This is a genomic window from Agrobacterium sp. 16-172Ci, from assembly GCF_053522725.1.
In genome coordinates this window covers 62378-81260 of sequence record NZ_JBNWBW010000018.1, presented here as the reverse complement: position 1 = coordinate 81260, position 18883 = coordinate 62378, and the positions used below count along the sequence as shown (strand labels likewise).

20 protein-coding genes are annotated in these 18883 nt (G+C 60.6%); 9 read left to right on the top strand and 11 right to left on the bottom strand.

Translation table 11 applies throughout. The annotated features are described in order from the left end of the window. The first annotated feature begins 123 nt into the window (after positions 1 to 123). The 3 genes from ACQZ40_RS16685 (at position 124) to rctB (ending at position 2042) form a co-directional block, all read left to right on the top strand. Complete coding sequence (locus tag ACQZ40_RS16685) at positions 124 to 873, top strand: LuxR family transcriptional regulator (RefSeq protein ID WP_142914056.1); 750 nt, start codon at positions 124 to 126, stop codon at positions 871 to 873. 66 nt (positions 874 to 939) lie between these two features. Further along, complete coding sequence (locus ACQZ40_RS16680; protein WP_142914055.1) at positions 940 to 1605, top strand: acyl-homoserine-lactone synthase; 666 nt, start codon at positions 940 to 942, stop codon at positions 1603 to 1605. Positions 1606 to 1679: 74 nt separating this feature from the next. Continuing rightward, a complete protein-coding gene (gene rctB / locus ACQZ40_RS16675; RefSeq protein WP_142914054.1) occupies positions 1680 to 2042 on the top strand; it encodes an SMa0974 family conjugal transfer regulator in 363 nt (120 codons plus the stop codon). Between the two features lie 32 nt (positions 2043 to 2074). Here rctB and ACQZ40_RS16670 read toward each other — a convergent pair whose 3' ends face one another. Genes ACQZ40_RS16670 through traA form a run of 3 tightly spaced genes read right to left on the bottom strand, consistent with a single transcriptional unit; the run spans position 2075 to position 9482 of the window. Continuing rightward, positions 2075 to 4543, bottom strand: a complete 2469-nt coding sequence (locus ACQZ40_RS16670; RefSeq protein WP_142914053.1) for a zeta toxin family protein — start codon at positions 4541 to 4543, stop codon at positions 2075 to 2077. Positions 4544 to 4545: 2 nt separating this feature from the next. Further along, positions 4546 to 4815 carry a hypothetical protein gene (locus tag ACQZ40_RS16665; protein WP_142914052.1) on the bottom strand — a complete coding sequence of 90 codons (270 nt, stop codon included), beginning with the start codon at positions 4813 to 4815 and terminating at the stop codon, positions 4546 to 4548. Between the two features lie 29 nt (positions 4816 to 4844). Beyond that, positions 4845 to 9482 (bottom strand): Ti-type conjugative transfer relaxase TraA, encoded by a 4638-nt coding sequence (gene traA, locus ACQZ40_RS16660; protein ID WP_142914051.1) that lies wholly within the window; start codon positions 9480 to 9482, stop codon positions 4845 to 4847. A 222-nt stretch (positions 9483 to 9704) separates the two neighbouring features. Between traA and ACQZ40_RS16655 the strand changes: the two genes are divergently transcribed. From ACQZ40_RS16655 to ACQZ40_RS16640, 4 genes are all read left to right on the top strand, one after another. Beyond that, positions 9705 to 9992 carry a TraC family protein gene (locus ACQZ40_RS16655; RefSeq protein ID WP_142914050.1) on the top strand — a complete coding sequence of 96 codons (288 nt, stop codon included), beginning with the start codon at positions 9705 to 9707 and terminating at the stop codon, positions 9990 to 9992. Further along, complete coding sequence (locus ACQZ40_RS16650) at positions 9982 to 10221, top strand: conjugal transfer protein TraD (RefSeq protein WP_142914049.1); 240 nt, start codon at positions 9982 to 9984, stop codon at positions 10219 to 10221. Before ACQZ40_RS16655 ends, ACQZ40_RS16650 begins: the two co-directional genes overlap by 11 nt. Beyond that, a complete protein-coding gene (gene traG / locus ACQZ40_RS16645; RefSeq protein WP_142914048.1) occupies positions 10212 to 12131 on the top strand; it encodes a Ti-type conjugative transfer system protein TraG in 1920 nt (639 codons plus the stop codon). Before ACQZ40_RS16650 ends, traG begins: the two co-directional genes overlap by 10 nt. A gap of 194 nt (positions 12132 to 12325) precedes the next feature. Then, positions 12326 to 12568, top strand: coding sequence for a hypothetical protein (locus ACQZ40_RS16640; protein ID WP_142914047.1), 243 nt, complete (start codon positions 12326 to 12328; stop codon positions 12566 to 12568). A gap of 12 nt (positions 12569 to 12580) precedes the next feature. Here ACQZ40_RS16640 and ACQZ40_RS16635 read toward each other — a convergent pair whose 3' ends face one another. Further along, a complete protein-coding gene (locus ACQZ40_RS16635; protein WP_244614290.1) occupies positions 12581 to 12976 on the bottom strand; it encodes a hypothetical protein in 396 nt (131 codons plus the stop codon). A gap of 525 nt (positions 12977 to 13501) precedes the next feature. Between ACQZ40_RS16635 and ACQZ40_RS16630 the strand changes: the two genes are divergently transcribed. After that, positions 13502 to 13756 carry a WGR domain-containing protein gene (locus ACQZ40_RS16630; RefSeq protein ID WP_142914046.1) on the top strand — a complete coding sequence of 85 codons (255 nt, stop codon included), beginning with the start codon at positions 13502 to 13504 and terminating at the stop codon, positions 13754 to 13756. Between the two features lie 130 nt (positions 13757 to 13886). Beyond that, positions 13887 to 14165: an HU family DNA-binding protein gene (locus ACQZ40_RS16625; protein WP_142781645.1), complete on the top strand. Its 279-nt coding sequence runs from the start codon at positions 13887 to 13889 to the stop codon at positions 14163 to 14165. Between the two features lie 32 nt (positions 14166 to 14197). Here the strand turns inward: ACQZ40_RS16625 and ACQZ40_RS16620 are convergent, their stop codons facing one another. From ACQZ40_RS16620 to ACQZ40_RS16590, 7 genes are all read right to left on the bottom strand, one after another. Continuing rightward, on the bottom strand, positions 14198 to 14362 hold the full coding sequence (locus tag ACQZ40_RS16620; protein ID WP_162854308.1) for a hypothetical protein: 165 nt from the start codon (positions 14360 to 14362) through the stop codon (positions 14198 to 14200). 347 nt (positions 14363 to 14709) lie between these two features. Next, positions 14710 to 15033 (bottom strand): DUF736 domain-containing protein, encoded by a 324-nt coding sequence (locus tag ACQZ40_RS16615; RefSeq protein ID WP_080855056.1) that lies wholly within the window; start codon positions 15031 to 15033, stop codon positions 14710 to 14712. 619 nt (positions 15034 to 15652) lie between these two features. Next, positions 15653 to 16051 (bottom strand): type II toxin-antitoxin system VapC family toxin, encoded by a 399-nt coding sequence (locus ACQZ40_RS16610; RefSeq protein ID WP_142914045.1) that lies wholly within the window; start codon positions 16049 to 16051, stop codon positions 15653 to 15655. After that, on the bottom strand, positions 16048 to 16314 hold the full coding sequence (locus ACQZ40_RS16605) for a type II toxin-antitoxin system Phd/YefM family antitoxin (RefSeq protein ID WP_080855055.1): 267 nt from the start codon (positions 16312 to 16314) through the stop codon (positions 16048 to 16050). Before ACQZ40_RS16605 ends, ACQZ40_RS16610 begins: the two co-directional genes overlap by 4 nt. A gap of 168 nt (positions 16315 to 16482) precedes the next feature. Next, entirely contained in the window at positions 16483 to 16749 is a 267-nt protein-coding gene (locus ACQZ40_RS16600) for a type II toxin-antitoxin system ParD family antitoxin (RefSeq protein ID WP_142914044.1), read from the bottom strand. Between the two features lie 219 nt (positions 16750 to 16968). Further along, positions 16969 to 17673, bottom strand: coding sequence for a hypothetical protein (locus tag ACQZ40_RS16595; protein ID WP_142914043.1), 705 nt, complete (start codon positions 17671 to 17673; stop codon positions 16969 to 16971). Positions 17674 to 17870: 197 nt separating this feature from the next. Beyond that, positions 17871 to 18812 carry a DUF2493 domain-containing protein gene (locus tag ACQZ40_RS16590; RefSeq protein ID WP_142914042.1) on the bottom strand — a complete coding sequence of 314 codons (942 nt, stop codon included), beginning with the start codon at positions 18810 to 18812 and terminating at the stop codon, positions 17871 to 17873. Positions 18813 to 18883: the final 71 nt, after the last annotated feature.

Genomic DNA, 18883 nt, shown 5'->3' with positions numbered 1-18883 from the left:
ATGACACTATCCATCTCCGTCCCACGGCATCTCTGTCGATGGGAGGTTCGGCGGCCACCCTCCATGTGAGCGATTGGACCAGGAGGCGCGCCGAACACCTGCCTTCCCCTGAAGGAGTTTAAAATGGATTCGGACCCTCAATCAGCGCCTTTCCAAATCGCGTTTCGCGAGATCAACGCAGCGCCGGATGTCGAGAGCGCTCTCCACGCCCTCAGTGACGCCTATAGAATCGACTTTTCCACCTATCATCTAGCCCAGGCAATCGCCGATGTCGTTGACACACCCTTTGTAAGGACCACGTATCCCACTCTCTGGGTTTCACGCTATCTTCTCAGAGGATACGCCAAAGTCGATCCCATCCTCCGGGACGGCGTCATGCGGCAAATGCCTTTTGACTGGCGCGAGGTCGAAATCCCGGCAACAGCCCACGAATTTCTAGCCGATGCTGCGGAACACGGCGTTGGTGCAAGCGGTTACTCCATTCCCATCGTCGACAAGTCGCGTCGCGCCCTGCTGTCTTTTAATTCTCACAAGCGGCCGGCGGAATGGAGCGCGAGCATTAGTCTGCATCGAAGCGAGTGGCTGGAACTCGCTTTCCTGATCCACAAGAAGGCTGTTTTCGAGCTGCACGGTAAGAATGATCCAGTTCCACGGCTCGGGCCACGCGAAAAAGAGTGCCTCCATTGGAGCGCGCTCGGCAAGACCAACGAGCAGATCGCCGAAATCCTGGGACTGTCCGAACATACCACACAACGATACCTGACGACCGCCCGGACCAAGCTAGGGGCCGCATCGACCACCTCTGCGACTGCTCTTGCGATTCAGCTTCGCCTAATAAACCCGTATGGCAATACTCAGGATTCGGGGAGCTGATTTTCGAGTATTTCTCGGGGACGCAAGGAGCCGCATGCTTGCTTCCGTCATCAGATGGAGGCCAACATGTATCTCCTTGTTCAAGCGCATGAATTTCACAAATATCGGAGCCTGCTCGACCAGTCGTTCCGGCTGAGGAAAAAAGTTTTCGTCGACCAACTCGGCTGGGCTGTCCCCGTGTCCGGTCCACGCGAGCGCGACCGATACGACGATCTTCATCCCGCGTATCTGCTCTGGTGCGACGAAGAACGGGAACGGCTATACGGTTCGGTCCGGCTGATGCCAACGACGGGTCCGACGCTGCTCTACGACGTTTTCCGCGATACATTCCCCGACGCCTGCGATCTCATCGCGCCCGGGATATGGGAAGGCACGCGGATGTGCATCGATGATGGGGCTGTCGGGCACGCGTTTCCCGACATGCGGCCGGAACGAGCCTTTTCGCTGCTGTTGCTCGCCCTCTGCGAAGTCGCTCTGGACAATGGTATCGATATGTTGATCTCTAACTACGAACCGCACATGAAGCGGATCTATCAGCGGGCAGGCGCCGAATTCGACGAACTCGGCCGCGCCGAAGGGTTTGGCAGATTTCCGGTATGCTGCGGCGCCTTCGAGGTGTCACCGCGCGTTCTCGAGCAGATGCGCAGCAAGATCCATGTCGTCGAACCGCTCTACAGACGCCCGCGCTTCACGAGAACTGAAGCCGGAATGTTCGCAGCGATATTGGCGTGAACTGAAGCGTTTTCCACCACGGTGGGTTGCCGACGCACAGCAGGCCGGGCCGTTGGGGCTAAATTGGAGATCAAATGTACAAACATATTGCCGAGGCCTTCGTCGCTGTCGCGCATGCACAATGCGTAGCCGAAAAGGTTTGCGCGAGGGTCCAGGATTTCTGCCGGTCCATCGTGTCCGCAGGTCCCGACAGGTTGCTGGACTTCGGTGACGGACGGGTGATCATCCGGCCGGTGGACAAAGGTCTGTTCCTTCATGTTTCAGCCAGGCATCTCGTCATTTTCTATGGAATTCGGACGCTGCTTGAAGGCAGCCTTCTAAAATACCTGCCGTGCAGCGAGCAAGCAATCGAATGGCTCCCTGCGGACAGAGCGCCGTTTCGGGCAATCTGCCGGCAGGTGGCCGACGACGGAGCCGGTAGCGCGAAATGCCTATAGGCCAACAGGGCCTATGGGTGAGTGCCCAAGCGCTAACGTTGGATATCGAGCTGATTTGTGCGGGAAAGGTCGTGGTTTTGCCGCATCGCCCTTTCCTGCACCACCCTCGCGCGCTCGTAGACACCACGCAACGCTGTTGCCTGCTCCGGCGATATCCCTAGGAACGAAGCCAATCTGGCTGTGTTGCCATCCTTCAGGTCGATCTTTTCCACAGGTGAGAGCCGTTTAGTGATTGCTAGCGTCAAAGATTCGAGCTCACGGCGCAGCGGAGGGTCGCTGGCCAATCGGCGACGCTGCTCCTGGCTGTCGGCCCGCAAGACCTCGGAGAGGCCCGACGACGGACGCGGGATCTCCACACGCTGCCTCGCCTGCTCCTCGCGATGTTGTGTGACGATCTGGTACCGCTCGAAATCCACCGCCAGGCCATAGTCGGCAAGGGCCGTCGCAAGCCGCGGCGCATTGGCTTCTGCCGTTTGCCGCTCAGGGCTCGGCCCGCGCAACCATGTTCGCCCCTGCCCGGCCAGGTCGCCAAGGCGGCCGGTACGAACATCGTCAGCAGCCGTTGCACCACTGCGCGCATCGGTGATGCTGTCGAGGGATGCCGAGACAGTTTGACTGTTGCCATATACCAGCCGTGACAGGTTCTCGATCTCGGAGCGTTTGCCAGCCAACCGCGAGGCACCATACAGGCGGTCGCTGATCTCAGGCTCGGTGAGATCAGGCAGGTTTCGCGCCGGTACCAGTGGATCGGACGGCCCTTTGCTCCGATCCGGCGAGCGTCTCGTACCAAGATTGCGCTCGTTGTCGCCAATCCCGCGAATGAACTCTTCGGCTGCTCTGCGATGCTCCGGATCAAGGTGCCGATGACGCGCCGTCTCGACCAGCACCGCGTCCATCATGGCTTTTGCCCGAGCGCGATTTTCGAGATCGGCGGTGCGCAGTCGAAGATCGTCCCGCATTGCGCGAAACGGCTCTCCGCTCGTATCCACGATCGCAGTGGCAATAGCAGCCCGCTCGGCGATTGCCATATTCCGATCCAGGCGATGACGCGCATGCACGATCGCCGCGGCATAACCCGGCTCGACCATCTCAGCCATCGCACTATCGGCCGACTGACTACCCGTGGCGACGGCGTTGGCGGCACGTGCAAGGGTTTTTCTCATCCCACCGGCTTCGAGCCACGAGTCCACGACATTGGCCATGCGTGACAATCGGTCGGTCCGGCTGAATACGTCACGATCGACCACAACACGGTTCAGTGCGACTTCAAGATAGTCCGTGAGCCGCCGGCGCGATCCGTCCGGCGTTTCTACGGCGAGATCCGCCGGCAAGCGGTGCGCCGACGGGAACTCTTGCGATCCACGCTTGTCCTGAACCATGGCGCGCGTCCCAACGATCTTGCCGTCTTCCGGCAAGAGGCCGAGATCCCGAGCCGCCTCGATCAGCTTGAGAGCCATATAGGTCTGGGTCAGGCGGCCGAAGGCGTGGGCCTCGATATTGCCGACCGGCCGGCGCTCTGCATCGCGGATGGTATTGTCGTAGAGTTCGACGAACAGGTTAAGCGTATCGGCCTGTCGCTGGAAAATCGCCCTCCCTCGGCGCGAATGCTCCTCACCATCGGCTTCACGCCGTTGGGCGAGCAGGAAGCTTACATCCTCGGCGGCGCGCCTCCTCACTGCGCCAATGCGTTCATCCGGAGCGTTGCGTTCTTCCATCCGGCTGAGAACATAGCTCCAGTCGTCGGCAAAGCGCTGCAGCTCGCCACGGGTCATCGGCCGGGTGTGCTCCGCCTCCAGCGCCTGCCGCGCGCGGGGAGGTTCTTGCCACTCGCCATTGCGGGTCTCATTGTCATAGAGCACCGTGCCGCCACGTGTGCGCAATTGTACCCGGTCCGCCAGCCGTTCGGCCTCGACCTTTTCCAGGCTGACCCGCAAGCCATCGACCGCGGCATCGTGGATATGCTCTGGCGGAATGCGCGCGGCATCGCCAAGCCGCAGCATCTCCTCGAAGCGATAGTGGTTGCCCTGCCAGCTCAGGCGCGGATTGACAGCGACGGCGCGGGCCTCGACCTCGTATCCGGCCCTACGCGCCATCCCGATCACACGGGCGACATTTTCCGGGGTACGCATCGTTGTCTCGAAGACGATGTTGACCTGACGCTCGGCCGCGGCGATCAGCAGCTTTTCCGACCAGCGGCCGGCATCCGCTTGCGTGAACTGCGAGGCGGTTTCCGGGTCCTGACGCTGAAAGGCGAGGAATTGCGGATGATAGGATCTGAGATCATCACCGACAATGCGGACGGTCGACCCGGATTGTTCGAACTCGGCATGGCTCGCGATCAGAACCGCCGTCTTGCCCGCGCCCGGCTGACCGCCGAGCAGGATAAGCCGTGGCCGGCCAACTGCGCGCATCGCATCCGGCAGACAATCCGGAACAATGTCGTTGCGGAAAATGCTTTCATTCCTCTCGGGCGAAAGCGGCCCGGAAACCTCCTCCGCCATGATCAGAACTCCGCCCAGAAGCGGGTCTCGTCCTGCACGCGCGGTCCCCACACGGTGATGAGGTCCTCAACCGTGGCGGGGTCCGCGACGCGGATACTCTGTTGCAATTCGATGAGATCGCGCCGGCGCCGGCGCAGCGTCTCGGCCGCAGCGGGATCCGTGTCCTCAAGCTGATAGACGCGGGCGGTGACGATGGCGCGCGACTGGTTGAGGATCTCGATCGCAATTTCCGCACGGATGATCGCGTCGTAAGAGGTTTCCTGGTCTGCCATGTTGGACTTCCTTTCGTTCTCCAAAATGCCTATCGGGTGACGCCACGCGCGCGATCGATAGCCCGCCGCTGGCGTTCAGCAATAATCTCCTGGCTGCTTTCTGTTCGTACCGCCTGCTGCAGAACCTGCAGGCGCTCCCGCATCGCGTCGAAGGCACGGCGTTGTGCGGGTGGAACACGATTGGCGGCATCCTTCTCGCCACGCAGGATGGCGTTCCTGCCGAAACGCTCGTCGAGCGCCCGGCTGACAGCGGCGAACTCCCTGATGATGCGCGGGTCGAGCGAACCCGCGGCGATATCGCGCCTGGCGTTCTTGTCCTTGTCCTTCTTTTGCTTTCTTGCATCCGCCACCAATGTCCGGAGCGCGTCCTCGGCCGCTTGCGACAGACCGGGAATGGCGACCGCCATGCGCCGGCGCTCCTCGATGACGGCTCGAGTCTCCGTATCCAAGGCAGCGGCCCACGACGTACCGAGCGAACGCACGCGGCTTGCCGCTTCCGGCACAGCCTGGAGGGCTTCCTTCCGTTCGCGACCGGCGGCGAGCATCCTGTCCATGATGCGGTCGGAGCCACGCAACGCACCATAGGCAGAAGGATCATTGCTGACCGCCGCTGCGATCCGCTCACCGGCAAAGCCTTTTCCGACAAGCTCCTCGATCTTTCCCACTGCACCCGCGGGGTCGCGCCAGATGAGCGCCGCGGTCTCGGTGAGGGCGGCGCGATGGTGACGATAGTGCGCGACTGCGCCGGCACGGTTGCGCGCTTCGTCTTCCACCGGCGCCTTGAACTCGGTTACGGCGGCGAGCATCGGCAGCATGGGCACAGTCTCCTTGCCAACTTCGACACTTGCGCCGGCAACGATCTTCGAACGGTCCTGTTTTTCGGCCAAATGCTGTTCCTCGGAAAAACGCCTGACGACGGCGAACAGGCGGAGGAGTTTTTCCCGGCGCTCGGGTGCGATATCCTCCGGCATGCGCTCGGTCATGTTGCGCTCGGCAACCGCATCGGCCTTCGTGGTGAAGGCGCTCCAGCCGAAGCGTGCGGTCAGGGCCTCGTTGACGGCCTTGATCTCCTGGACCAGTTGGTGGTCTTCGACGGCGTAGGCGAAAGCAGTCTTGTAGGCATCGCCTCCGCCCCGTTCTCTGATCTTCTCGATTTCAACGAGGCGCGCCATTGCCGGCTTCGACAGCATCGGGATCGACAGGGACATATGCGCGCGCCGCTGCTCCTCGCGAATACCGAAGCGCTCGGCCTGCCTACGGAATTCCGTCGCATGGGCCCGAGCCAACGGCACCAATTCCAAAAGTGCAGCCGTGGCGGCATTGCGCTCGTCGCGGGCGGCGCGGCCATCGACCATAAGATCGGAGCCGCGAATGCGGCCAAGCCTATCAGGTGCTGCAGCGAGATTGTCAGCAAGCGCGCGCGGCTCGGTCTTTCCGTTCGATGCCAGCGCGTTCAGACGGAGAAGTGCCTCTTCGGGATCGCGGTAGATCTTTTCGAGCACTGGTCGCAGGATCGCATCCCGCTCCCTCCATCGCTGCGAAGCGAGTTGCGCTCGTCGCGCATCCTCATCGACGCTGAGGGCAAACCTGGTAGTGGGTGGGATCAGATATTTGCCGATTACCCGAATCTCCGCTGCCAGGGTTTCGGTGCGGTCCTCACTGCACGAGAGACGCCGCTCCCGCTCGATCACGAAACCGAGCGCCACGCTCGCCCGCTCCCAAAGCTTCACCACCCGCGCCCGCTTTTCCGCAATCCACGCCAGCCGCCCCGAAACGCCCTCCTCCATCCCGGCCGCGATCCCGGCGAGCGTATCGATGCTGCGCCGCCGTGCGAAATCCTCAGCATACGCGCGATAACCTTCCTCGCTTTCGAAATCGAGCGTTGTGGTCTTGGCGCCGGACCGGCCGAGACGGTCGACAAGCTGATTGAACAGTTCCGGCCGGTGGCTCTCCCGCTCGATGCGCTGCTCGCGGGCTTCGGCGGTTTCCTTCAGTTCCGCGGTCCAGATGTTTCGCTCGACCTCCCGCTCCTCGGTTCGCGTCTTTCCAGTCTGCTCATCGATGACGGTGACCTCTACCTTGACCTTTTCGACGCCATCCTTGCGCAGCGTGACGGTATCGCCTTCAGCGACACCGCCCTCCTCCAGCGCCTTCGGCAGGCTGACACCCCAGAGGCGATGGACAACACCGTCGTCGGTTTTCACATCGGCATAAGGGCTTTCCTTGGCATCCTCGTCCTGCGGTCGGAACTTCGCCTGGCCGGTTTCGACCAGTTCGCCGGTGACGCCGGCGGCATGATCGGCACGCGGCTTTCGTCCCCATTCCAGCCTCGGTTCAAAATCCTCGCGCGCCGCATAGAGATCGGCGCGGTCCCGGTGACGCGTCATCGACACATAGGTCAGATGCTGGTCCATCATGCCAGTAGCAAGCACGAAGGTCCGATCGACGGTCGCGCCCTGGGATTTGTGAATGGTCGCGGCATAGCCGTGATCGATATTGCGATAGCTGTCCTCGCTGATCACCACATCACGGCCATTGTCGAGACGAACGCTTAGCAATGCCCCGCCACGTTTGTCGCCAGTCGAAACGACCGTGCCGAGCATGCCGTTCTTGACATATTCCGGACCGAGATGGCGCGCACGCGGCTCGAGGAAACGGGCGTTTTCTAAGAAGATGATCCGATCGCCGGCGGCAAATTCGCGAACCCCACGCGCCGTCTGGAATTCGCGGGCGCCGGTCAGCGCCCCCTCCTCCATCATCACCTTGCGTAGGGATTCATTGAGATGCTTCACGTCATCATTGGTGTGCGCCAGAACCAGCAGTTCGTCACCACGAAGCTGCGGTGCGTCTCCTCCCTCTGTGGTCTTCTGAAGAAGCTCGCGGCGAGCATCGGTCCAGTCCGCGACAATGCGTTCGACGATTTCTGTGCGGGTCTCGGTCTCCGCAATGCGGCCCTGCTGCGCATAGGCGTCGAGACCATCCCTGACATTGCCGCGCGCGAAGAGACGGGAGGCCTCGCGCGCCCACTCCTGCCGCTGGCGGCGCACACCGGCGAGTTCGGCAAAACCGATGCGGTCACTGATCGCCCGAAACGCCGCTCCCGCCTGGATCGGCTGCAACTGCATGGCGTCGCCGACCAGAACGACCTTGGCGCCAGCATCTTCGGCAACCTTCAGCACCCGCCCCATCTGTTGCGAAGAGATCATTCCGGCTTCGTCGATCACAAGCACGTTGCCGCGTTCGAGCAGGTCCCGGCCGCTGGCCCATGCCAGTTCAAGCGCCGCAAGCGTTCGGGACTTGATACCGGAACTGTCCTCCAGCCCTTCGGCCGCCTTGCCCGCAAGCGCCGCACCGACGACCCAGCGACCGTCGCCTTCCCAGGCGACGCGCGCTGCGGCAAGCAGTGTCGACTTGCCTGCGCCGGCCAGGCCGACAACCGCGGCAATGCCATTGTCGCCGGTGATATGCCTGATAGCATCGACCTGCTCTGGATCGAGCTGGAACGGCCGTTCAGCATCCTTGGTCTCAATGGTTCTTATCGCTTCGGCCACTCGTGCGGCGGAGACGGCGAATCCGTTGCGATCGGCAAGAGCGCGCGCGGACTGCGCCATGTCGTATTCGATGCGCAGAATCTCACGCGTGGTGAAAACGGCGGGTTCCGTTGCCTTGCCGGTTTCCGCATCGACCTGCTGCGGCTTCAGCAACACGAGATCGTTCGAAGCCATCAACCGCGCCCGGATATTGGCGAAATCGATGGGATCGTCGACATAACGGTGCAGCGCTCTGGCGATATCCTTCTCGTCGAAAGTAGAGCGCTCGTTGGCGAGCTGCTGCAACAGAAGCTCCGGTTCAGCCAGCAGCCGGTCGGCCATCTCCTGCCGGCGCGCAAGATCGCCGGGCGCGAAATACATCTCGATCCCCTTGCGGGCGAGCGCTGCCTTTTCCGGTCCGAGATGCTTTTGCGCGATGCCGTCGAGGCCCTGCTCGGCATAAGAACGCCCGTCGAGACGGATCTCGTGGCCGGCAAACGCCAGATGTCGGTTGGCCGTGTCCGCCCAGGCAATCTTCCATGCCTTCATGGTTTCCTTATCGCCGGCCCAGAGCTTGTAGACGATCTTGCCGTTCGGGCGGTAGGGCGTGACGACCCGCAGAGGCTCGCCATCCTCGCCGAGGATCGGCACCTTCTTCGGCCCGAATCCCTCTTCCGTCAAGGGTCTCAATGCCGTCATCAGATGGATATGCGGGTTGCCATCCTTGTCGTGGAACACCCAATCGGCGACCATGCCTTTCGATGTAAAATTGTCCGCCACGAACTCGCGGACCAGGCCGATGTTCTCGGCCCGCGTCAGTTCCTCCGGCAAGGCAATGATGAGTTCCCGGGCAAGCTGTGCGTCGGCTCGCGTTTCGAAGGCATCGACGGCATTCCACAGCGCCTCGCTGGCGCCAGCCACGGATTTCCCGTCGATCGCGTTCTTCAGCCAGGTCGGGATCTGGTCCGGCAGCGCCAGCTCTTCATGCACCAGTTCGGCTGCCCCGCCCCTGTAGCTGAACGACGTGCCGACCTGTTCGTCCATCATCCGGGCACGATGACGATAGGCGGCGGCCGAGACGATGCTGCGTCCCGCTCCCCTTCCGATCACCTGCGCTCTGACGAACATGATCGCCATCGTCGTCTCCAGACCTTCCAAGCACGTCGCGCGAGCGACGTATATTGCGCCCTCAAACCGATCGGACCGCAGGTCCGATGCCGCTTTTCCGGAAGACGGCCCAGGCCGGAATTCCGGCATCGACGTTTTGGGGACTTGCGCAAGGTAGCTTATTTTACTATCGTATTCTAGTTAGTATAATCGATAAATCGAAAGATTGTCGCGACGGAAAGGGATAGGTAGATGGCCGCAAAAACATCCATTCTGGATATTGATTCCCAGATCGAGAAGCTGCGTGAGCGCAGGCGTTCTCTGATAGTTAAATCCGCTGAGCGCTTCGCCAGGGCCGCCACGAAGTCGGGGCTGGCGGAGATGGAGATTACCGACGAGGAGGTCGATCGCATTTTTGAGGAGATCGCCGCGCGATTTCGGAAAGCGGAAAAGAAAGGCTCTGGTGGCGCAACTGCTCCGGCGCGTCGACCGGCAGATAGTGGGGCTGGAACGCCGGAGGCGGTTTCAAATGACGGCTGACCGCAAACAGGAGGCCCGCGAAAAATTCCTGCTTGGCGGCATTGTCGTCAAGGCGGGCCTGTCGAAAGCCGACCGGGCGTTCCTGCTCGGTGGCCTGCTTGAGCTCGCGCGCGTGACAACGGGCTCTCCCGAACACCGGCGACTGCGCAATATCGGCGAAGAGGCGTTCACGGCCCCGGCACTCAAGGGAGAGATCACGCGCGCCGGGGAGATGCTGGAATGGCGTTGAAGGGAAAACTGCATCCGAGCCTGTTGCTCACGCTCGTGCCGATCGTCGTCACGGCGATTACCGGCTATATCGTTGGCTGGCGGTGGGCGGGATTGGCGACCGGCATGTCTGGGAAGACCGAATATTGGTTTCTGCGTGCCGCTCCGTTGTCGGCGCTTCTGTTTGGGCCGCTCGCCGGCCTGTTGACGGTATGGGCCTCGCCCATGCACCGCCGGCGACCGATCGCCATGGTGAGCCTCCTGTGCTTTCTCGGCGTCGTCGGCTTCTATGCCTTGCGGGAATACGGGCGTCTTGCGCCGTCCGTCGAGCGCGGTCTCGTCAGATGGGACCATGCGCTTTCCTATCTCGACATGGTTGCCGTGGTGGGAGCCCTTTGCGGCTTCATGGCGGTTGCGGCCTCGGCCCGCATCTCCACCGTCGTTCCCGAACAGGTCAAGCGCGCGCGGCGAGCGACCTTCGGCGATGCGGACTGGCTTTCGATGTCGGCCGCCGGAAAACTTTTTCCGTCGGACGGTGAGATCGTCGTCGGCGAGCGCTACCGTGTCGACAAGGAAATCGTCCATGAGCTGCCTTTCGATCCGAACGATCGCTCAACATGGGGACAAGGCGGCAAAGCCGCGCTCCTCACCTACAATCAAGATTTCGATTCCACCCATATGCTCTTCTTCGCCGGATCGGGCGGATACAAGACCACCAGCAATGTCGTGCCGACGGCGCTGCGCTATACCGGGCCGCTGATATGCCTCGATCCGTCGACCGAAGTTGCACCAATGGTCGTCGAACACCGCACCCACGCCCTCGGCCGTGAGGTCATGGTACTCGACCCGACGAATCCGATCATGGGCTTCAACGTGCTCGACGGCATCGAGACATCCAGACAAAAGGAAGAGGATATCGTCGGCGTCGCCCATATGCTGCTGTCGGAAAGCGTTCGCTTCGAAAGCTCGACCGGCTCCTACTTCCAGAGCCAGGCGCACAATCTGCTGACGGGATTGCTCGCCCACGTCATGCTGTCGCCGGAATACGCCGGAAGGCGAAACCTGCGCAGCCTGCGCCAGATCGTATCCGAGCCCGAGCCGTCGGTGCTCGCCATGCTGCGCGACATTCAGGAGAACTCCGGCTCGACCTTCATCCGCGAAACCTTGGGCGTGTTCACCAACATGACCGAGCAAACCTTCTCCGGCGTCTATTCGACCGCGTCGAAGGATACGCAATGGCTGTCGCTCGACAGCTATGCGGCGCTCGTCTGTGGTAACGCCTTCAAATCGAGCGATATCGTTGCCGGGAAGAAGGACGTGTTCCTGAATATCCCGGCGTCGATCCTTCGCTCCTATCCGGGCATCGGTCGTGTCATCATCGGCACGCTGATCAATGCGATGACGCAGGCTGATGGAGCCTTCAAGCGGCGGGCGCTGTTCATGCTCGATGAGGTGGACCTGCTCGGTTACATGCGCGTCTTGGAAGAGGCGCGCGATCGCGGCCGAAAGTATGGAATCTCGATGATGCTGATGTACCAGTCCGTCGGCCAGCTTGAGCGGCATTTCGGGAAGGATGGCGCGACGTCGTGGATCGATGGCTGCGCTTTCGCCTCCTATGCGGCGATCAAGGCGCTCGACACGGCGCGCAACGTCTCGGCGCAATGCGGCGAGATGACGGTTGAGGTAAAGGGAAGCTCGCGCAATATCGGCTGGGATACGAAAAACAGCGCGTCGCGCAAATCGGAGAACGTCAATTTCCAAAGGCGGCCGTTGATCATGCCGCATGAGATCACGCAGTCCATGCGCAAGGACGAGCAGATCATCATCGTGCAAGGGCACAGCCCGATCCGCTGTGGGCGCGCGATTTACTTCCGGCGCAAGGATATGGATGCAGCGGCAAGAGTAAATCGTTTCGTCAAACTGGGCCCGTAAATGCCCAGACCTGCTCGGCGGTGGACGCTCGGAGAGTTTCGGGACAGACTGTCTTATTTCCGTGAGTTCAGCCATTCGAAGGAACTGAGGAAGACATATTCCAGGGCGATACTGCTTGGCCGCGCGGTCGATGGTGGCATGCCATACCAACGGTGAGGCTTGCCTTTAAAGAATTTGAACAAGAAAGGATTTTGATGGAACTCGTCTTTACCTTTGCCGGTCTGCTGGCAATTGCGATCACGCTTTATCTGCTCCTGTCGCAGCGGGGAAAGCATCTTCGCTGGCAGGTGAAATGCCTGGTCTTCAGCGTGCTGGTTTGCTTGATTACCGCCCTTTGGTGCATGATCTACGGGCCGGATTTTTGGGTGCTGATTCAAGCCGGTGCGCTTATCGTCGTAGCGACAATCACTGGTATTTTATCCTCGCCGAAAAAGTGATCCACAAGACGGTCACCTCGGGCGCCGGCGATAGCGTTCGAAGGGATCCTCGGCCCCAGGCGGGGTGATCCAGTCGACAAAGAGCGTGTAACCGAGCGCAAACGCGACAAAGCCAAGCCCCATCAGGCCAAATGCCCAGAACGGCATTCCACGGGCAGCCTCGGGATGCGCGAAGACGACGATCGACATTGGCAGCATGACGATCGCTGCCAGCACCATCATTCCAGTGAAGGGGCGAAACATACAGAGCACATAAAAGGCCAAATACCATGCGCTGTAGAGCAGCCCTCGAACGATGACGCCAAAAGTGACAAAGGGCAGCCTCACCGTGAACCGTACGATACGCCCAAGGGGACTTGGGTGAGTTTCTTCAGCAACTGGGTGGGATGAGCAAGGTTCAGCGGTCATCGATGCGCCTCCTGTTGCAAGCTGCCCGGCAAGCGCCCGGCGGAACGTGACGGTAAGATTTACTTGCTTGTTTGCGCGAGTCTAACTTCGACATAAACGCAGCACAAGGATTGGTGCGTACCCGACACGTTTTGTCCGCATGACGAGAGACAGAGAGCAATCATATTTTGGCCCAGAGGGGGCAGGGACCACTAATTGACCGGCGGCGAGCGCGGAGCCGATTTTCTGGCGCCGCCCTTTTTCTTTTTTTTTGGGGGGCGACGGAGCTGCAAACGGTCCAGTTGCCTACTGGTCGTGCCACATCGCGAGAGGATCGTTACGCGGATGCGCGGAGACCGCGTGCGGGCTCCGGGAGCGCCCCTTCGGGCGTGAGTAGAGCCGCGCCCCGCAAGGGGTCTCGCCCAACCCTTCTTGACCGAAGGTACCGGTTCGAACCCACCAATCATCACCGCAATGAATCGGTCGGGGCGGATCGATTCAAAGAAGTCGTTGGACGGGTCTCCCAAAGGAAGCGAGACTCCGGTCATGGAAAATGAGGATACAGGAACAGTTCATCTTCGCCGCATCGATCCGTCACAGAACATGCGGCGTTTCTATGTGCTCGCGATCCAGCCGACGCTCTTCGGCGGCGCATCGGTCATCCGCAATTGGGGCCGGATCGGCACGAGCGGCCAGTCGAAGATCGAAACCTTCGACAGCGACTACGATGCCGCAACTGCCGCGATGCGGCTTCAAAAGGCAAAACGCCGAAGGGGATATCGCGATGATGGTACGACCTGAAGGCAGGTGACACGACGAAAACGTCGATTTCCAGTGGATTCAGGGCGGTACCGTATTCTTTGTCCTACCATCGCCGCTGGCCGATTGCGATACAGGAAGGGATCATCAACCTGGCAAGGAGATTTCTTCCATGACGACAGCAACCGAGATCGCGGACAAGATCGCTGGCGAACAGAACCTGACCAAAGCACAGGCGAAAGCTATCGTCGACAGCGTGTTCCGGCAGATCGGCGAAGCGGCAAAGAGCGGCGCGGAGACGAACGTGCCGGGTTTCGGCAAATTCAAGGTGAAAGAGACGCCGGCGCGCGAAGGCCGCAATCCGGCGACGGGAGCGACGATCAAGATCGCAGCGTCGAAGAAGCTAACCTTCACGCCGGCAAAGGCCGTGAAGGACGCGCTCAACGGCTAAGCCGCCGAGCGCGCCAGAAGCGTGATGCCGCCCTAGAAGGGCGGCTCGTTCTTGAGGAAGGCTGCCTGCGCGGCCCAGAGCATCTCGCGCTCGGCCAGTGCCTTTGCCAGTTCCTTCTCGATCCAGCGGCGCTCGTTGCGATGGACGGCGTTCCGCAGTTCGGCGCGCAGTTCCTCGATGTGCTGATCGATCGACATTAGTCATCTCCTTGATGTTTGTGAAAGACGCCGCTCGCGGTCATGGCGGGCCGGAGGGGTCAAGGAGCGCGGAACGCGACCGCCGGAGGCGGCGAGTGGGGGAGCCGATTTTCTGACGCGGTCCCGCAGGGGCTGTGGCTGAAAATTGGGGGAACCGCTCGTCCTTGAGGCATTCGGCCCGCCATGGCACCCTCGGACGGACTGAGCAGACAGAGTTTGGTTTCGTTTGGCACCGAAGAGGAGCGGAAGCGGGCTCGATGCCCGCTTCCGCTCCAATGACCACGGGGATCGGTCAGCGCCAAAATGCCGAAGCCGGCCCCGATCGCTCGGGGCCGGCTACTTGCCGCTCAGTTCGGGTTGTTCCAGAGGATCACCTTCTTCGCCGGATCGCCACCGGGGGCCTGTGCGAGATTGCCGAAGATCACCCCGATCTCGGGCGCCTCCAGCTTCACCGAGAGGTATTCCTCACCGGTCTGGCGGGCGATGCGGTTCCAGCCTGCGCCGATCTCGAAGCCGGTCCGGCGGTGGATGACGCGGAAGTCGGGCGCTTCCTCGCTTGCCTTCTGGGCGTTCGGGACGATGGCGATCGGTGCGTTGACCCGGATAGTGGCGAAAACGCCTTCGAGGCTGCCGTCGGTCTTCTGTGTCAGGGTTGCGATCGTGGTGGCCATGGTATTGTCTCCTTCGGTTGCTCGGGACCATTCCCGATGGCGCACGAAGAGACGGCCGCCTGCTGCGGTCAGCTCGCCAGAAAATTTTGCAAAATTGTATTTTCTGCCAAGACAAGAAACCGAAATAGAATTTTGCAAAAATTTCGGGCGAGTCTTACCCCTTCAGGGGTTGGCCGCAAAAGCAGGCGGCCGTCTATACGAGCGACATACAACGGGAATGGTTCGGGGCAATCGAAGGGCAAGAAACCATCATGGCTGCCCGGTCCGGCGCTGTGCGATACCGCCGCACCCCTCGCGTGCGCGCCTTCGCCACTATCCGCTTCAACGCCACCTCCTGGCGACTGCTCCCGATTCAAAAGACATGCGATGAGGCTCCCACCTCGCCATGCCTTCGGGGGCGGAACGATCGGCACCGCGACCGTCTTGCCCCTTGCCGACCGTGCGGCAACATCTGGTGGCGCTGCGCGCGCCCGATATCCGATGCGCGATCTTTGCCAGCTTGCCCGGTTATCGCTCGTTCATCCGGACAGTGAACCCTCTGGCACGCTGCCTACCGGCAAGCCAGCAGTACCGAGCGAACTGGAGCGGCTTCATCGACGGTGCCCAGGCCCGTCGGAGATCACAAAGCGACAGGATCCGAGCAAGTCACTAACGGAATGCCGTAAAGCGGAACATTCTGATCCTGCGAAACGAAATGCGCCTCCTCTGCCACGGCCTGGGCCATGAGGAGATGATCGAAGGGATCACGGTGATGAAGCGGGAGAGCAGCAAGAGCGATAAGATGTGCGTCTGTGATATCCAACCGATAGAAACCCTGAATCGGCAAGATCGCAAGAATCTCTTCTATATCGGCATCGAGCTTGCCGATCCGCAGCTTCACGGTGATTTCCCAAAGGGAGACAGAGCTGACGAGGACGTCGTTCTCAGGATCGCCGATAAGGCTACGCGCATGGTTCCCCAGCTTCTCATCGTCGTTCAGCCACCACAACAAGGCATGCGTATCGAGAAGTAGCCTCACGCCTCGTCTTCCATTGAGGCCAGAACATCCGCTGGCAGGGTGTCGAAGTCTTCGGCAACTTTAATCTTCCCGCGCAACGCGCCGGGCTTGCGAACGACAATATCCTTTGATGGCGGCCCTATTTCCGCGACGACCTTATGATGGGAGGTGAGAACAAACCGCTGACCATCCTCGACCTGTTTCAGGAAGGACGTCAGGTTGCCGCGAAATTCGCGTACACCGACACGGCGGGGGGAAGATGTCTGTTGCCGGGATTGAGGCATAGCGAAGCTCCGTTTGAATGGAAAATGTGTACACAAATCGTCAGAAATGCAAGGCTTGAGTTTTATTATTGTGCAGGCACCCTGTCGGCATCCGGTGTGGATTCTCTTTAGCGATGCAATCCGCGATTTGTTCAAAATCGCATTTCGTTTCGCCGGAAAATTCAACGATCATGTGGACTGTTCATCCTGTGCAGCCATCGCACGATATTTGGCCTCCAGGCGGTCAAACACCTCACTGGCTGGCTTCGTGCGGCCAGCGTCAGCATCGGCCAGCCCGCGCATAATCGACGCATCGAGTGCGGCCAGTTTCGTTTCTCTGTCCTGCACAAGCCGCACGCCCTCGCGTAACACTTCGCTCTTGGAGCCATAGCGACCCGTATCGACAAGGTGTTGGATATAGCTTTCGAGCTGTTTGCCCAAATCGGCACTGATCATGTCGAAATCTCCATTATTGCTCGCAAAAGATAGACGACTTATCAAACTGGTATCAATACTCGCCGCTTTTTACGTCACATGCAGGTGTGCCCAACCTGTATTGGAATTTGTCATGCCCTGCACGTCACACCAAGCTATGAGGCCTGGTGCTCGTCATCACCAATCTCGGCAAGTTCAGTTGTGTAGGCAGATTGCGCGTTGAAGACTGGTCGACTGAAGTCAACGGAGCGTTGTTAACCAGCTCCCTATTCTGTGCGCTCTGTTCGCGAAATCCGCCTTGATGCCCTCGGCAAAGAGCAGAAACATTGCGTCGATCAAAACAAGCAAGACCGCGATAGCGCTCAGAATAACGGTCATCCATCCGAGAGCGACAGCGATAGTAATCGCAAAAGCAGGCTGTCCGAGTGCCGATCCCCATAGATCGGCATTGCCGACAATCAATCCGAAGGCGAGAAGGATCAGCGCGGAAGGCATTGCTCCCACCAACAGTAGCAGCACCTCGATACACCGCAGCGACGGCGAGACAGCGCTATGCCTCATCTGCCACGGAAAACGGAAGCGTATTGATGATGCCGGATTCTCGAACCGAGTCTCAAGATACCTGCGCTTGAGTTCGAGCAGAGCCGATATGAACTTGCCGATCAACGCCGCAGCTATGCTCGCACCACGGTTATAGCGACCGTCCGGCGAGGTCGTCAGTGCGATCACTGAGCGAAGAATACTCGCCAATACAAGGACCCACATGCCGACCGTTGCTGCAGTCGCCAGCCACGATGGGCTCTCCTGTTGCCTGAACACAAGCGCGAAATTCACAAACCCAAGAGCGCCGAGCACGACGGCTGTGCGGAATGGAAACATGACGAATATCTCCGCTTGACGAAGAGATGAGCGTCGCTGTTCAAACGATGAAACAGAGTTCGGCATGGCACCCCTCGTCAGTCATACGATATCCTGATCGAACTATAGCATCCGCAGATGCTACATCAACCATACTTGGTACCTTCAGGGGCAACGTCGACCTTCCTTGCGCGCGATAAGCCGACAGCACCGGGCCACACGATGGCCCGGGAATATTTCAGAGGCCGGCTGCGAATGGGCCGCGCGGCCTCCGAAGGGACCGTTTACGCACTGTCTCCGCCGAAACGCCAGACCGGGATGCCGAACCCGCGGGCCTTGTCGGCAAGATTGTCGGTAATCCCGGAACCGGGAAAGACGATCACACCCGCCGGCATGACCGAGAGCATGGCATCGTTGCGGCGGAACGGGGCCGCCTTGGCGTGTTTCGTCCAGTCAGGCTTGAAGGCGATCTGCGTCACCTTGCGGGCCTCGGCCCAGCAAGCGGCGATGCGCTCGGCTCCTTTCGGCGAACCGCCATGCATCAAGACCAGATCGGGATACTTGGCATGGGCCTTGTCGAGTGCGGCCCATATCCGCTCATGGTCGTTGTAATCCATGCCGCCGCCAACAGCGATCTTAGTGCCGGTCGGGATCAGCACAGCGGTCTCGGTGCGCCGGCGGGCGGAGAGAAAATCCCTGGAGTCGATCATCGCCGCGGTCATGTTGGCGTGGCTGACCTTGGAGCCGGTGCGTGGGCGCCAGGTCGATCCGGTCTGCGCCTCGAACAGATCGGCTGCAACATCGCGCATGAACTCGAAGGCGTTGCGGCGCTCCAGAAGGGTGATGCCTTCGGCGATATGGCGTTCGAGTTCGACGCTCTTGACTTCCGATCCATCCTGTTCGCGTTGGCCGGTACGCTGCGCATCTTCGTTGCGCTGAAGCTCGCGCTGGATACGCTCGCCGGCACGGTGGAAGAGATTGGGAACCGACCAGAGCAAGTCTTCGAGATCGGGTTCCAGCCGCGTGTCGCCGAGCATCTCGTAGAGAGCGTCGAAGATCGCGGTCAGCGCCGACTGGACGACCGGCTCCTCGGGAAGTGGGCGCGGGTCCGGCTCATCCTGAAAGGGGCGATGGCCGTAGAGTTGCATCTCGTAGATGAAGCGGTCGGTTGGAGAGGATGCGTGATGCGGCTCGAAGGCGTCGTCGTTAGGAAGCATGAGGGTCATGATAGTCTCCGTCGGTTTGGGCCGCGCCTCTCGCGGCCTGACGGCGATCCCTGTCCATGCGGCGGCGGGCC